The sequence below is a fragment of the Ruegeria sp. AP12 genome (assembly GCF_056540025.1).
This window is the reverse complement of record NZ_JBQFVZ010000038.1, coordinates 1-1,844: the sequence shown is the minus strand read 5'-3', so window position 1 is coordinate 1,844 and position 1,844 is coordinate 1. Positions and strand designations below refer to the sequence as shown.

The 1,844-nt window shown below is 58.8% G+C and carries 3 protein-coding genes; 1 reads left to right on the top strand and 2 read right to left on the bottom strand.

Annotated features, from left to right (window positions below; all coding sequences use genetic code 11):
- Nucleotides 1-271 (top strand): hypothetical protein (locus tag ACR0E6_RS20955; RefSeq protein WP_480586920.1); only part of this gene is annotated, 271 nt, incomplete at its 5' end.
- A gap of 81 nt (nucleotides 272-352) precedes the next feature.
- Here the strand turns inward: ACR0E6_RS20955 and ACR0E6_RS20950 are convergent.
- Nucleotides 353-1,525, bottom strand: a complete 1,173-nt coding sequence (locus tag ACR0E6_RS20950) for a DcaP family trimeric outer membrane transporter (RefSeq protein ID WP_480586918.1) — start codon at nucleotides 1,523-1,525, stop codon at nucleotides 353-355.
- A 96-nt stretch (nucleotides 1,526-1,621) separates the two neighbouring features.
- Nucleotides 1,622-1,844, bottom strand: a 223-nt coding sequence (locus ACR0E6_RS20945) for a hypothetical protein (RefSeq protein WP_480586915.1), incomplete at its 5' end; no start/stop codon positions are given.

The window sequence follows — 1,844 nt, the reverse complement described above, 5'->3', positions numbered from 1 at the left end:
CGTGACGCCGATCACCAGGCGTGAGCGGTTCCGCGACCGCAAGCCTGCGGACCGTCGCGCAGTCGTCGCCTTTATGGAGGCGCTTTGGCAGAACTTCGGGGATCAGCCCTTTGAACGCGGCAATCTGGATGCAGGGCGGCTGAGCTGGCTGTTTGAGCGTGAGGTCGTGCCAGCCGAAGATCCTTTCGACCCGGCTAGCTATGATGCGTTGTTGGTCATTGATCTGGACGCGGCACGTGCGTCTTTTCCCGAAGTTTTCGGAGCGGGCTGAGCGGTGATCCACCCTGTGCCTCATATCCTTGCCCGCATGGGTAAAACCCTGCCCGAAGACGGGCAGGGCAGGTATGTGGCGTCAGAAGTTCAGCTGCGCGGCGACCTGAACGCGGCTACCGTCGAAGGCGTCACCGGTCGTGGCATCGTTGCGCTCACCATAGATATACTCGGCGCTCAGCGTCAGACTGTCGGTCGCCTGATAGAAGGCGTTGACGTGGATTGTCTCCAACTCGGTGAAGTTGAGGGATCCGCTGCCATCCGAGAAGCTGTTGGTCGCCAGGTCATAGTCTTCCCGACCATAGGCGATGCTGACATTCCATTTCTCACCCAGATCCTGACGGAGCTCGATCGTGTAGCCGTCGACGTCATTGGCCTCACCGTTGACGATGGCATTGCCAAGGCCGATCAGGTAGGGGCCGATCGCCTGACCAGTCACGTAGTTGACCTGGAACAGACCGCCTTCCCATGGGCGAACCGATCCCGACAGGGTCACGCCCCACTGGTCCACTTCGGTGGCACCATCGCTGGTTTCGGCTTTACCGTAGAGGCCCGAGATACGCGCGACGTATGTACCGTCGTTATATTCGGCCGCCGCGGTCAGAACCGGGTCGTTCGAGTTCGAGCCGCTGACGTTTTCCTCGAGCGAAACGCTGAACTCAGTGTTCGTGCCGAAGCTGTTGGTATAGCGGATTTGCGGCTGACGGGCGAAGGCGATGCCGACCGGGCCGTTGAATTCAACCGACGTAGGGTAGGTGTCCAGCGGCTGGAAGTTGGTCCAGTACTGACCGATCAGCCAATTGTCACCAATGGTAATGTTGGCGTGACGCAGTCGCAGTTCGGCCGTGCCGTTGGAGGCAAACAGGTCCAGCTCCAACTGACCGCCGATGTCACCCAGGGCACTGGGCGTGCTGGTGCGCAGGCCGATGCGCGACTGGCGTACGGTGCTGCCGAAGGTTCCGCTGGTTGCGGTCGAAGGCTCGCCGATGACGTTCACGAACGCGGTGTCGCCCTGGTCGAAGTCGAAGTCATAAAAGAAGTCGGCCTTGATGTAGCCGTAAAGGTCCAGGCTGGTGTTCCCAAGGCGGAAATCGCCATTAGCGGGACCGGCGCTAGAGGCCTCGAGGGCTTCGACCCGAGCGCGCAGAGCGTCAAGCTCGGCCTGAGTTTGAGCGTCCTGAGCAAAGGCAAGCGTGCTGGTCACACTAAACGCAGTGGCAGCAAGCAGGATTGCCTTTTTTCTCTTTGTAAACATGTGGGTGTTTCCTTGTTTGCGAGTGTGCGTGGCCAAAGTTCCACGCGCCCAGCGATCAGGGAAATCACGAAAGAGGGACTGAAAACGCGTTTTTGCTCAAGTATTTGTGCTGAAAATAAGGTCGTGATTCACGGCAAGGTGAACAGATCGGTTAACCCACAGCATATGCGCAAAAATAATCTGCGAACGGGAGTGATCGCCCGTGATATTGCGGGTGCAGAAATCAGGCCAGCGGCAGGGAAGTGTAACGAAACTGTGACGGTTTGGGCGGGGTCGACGCAGCAAAATCGCACAACTCTGGTCGGCATGAATTTGCGCG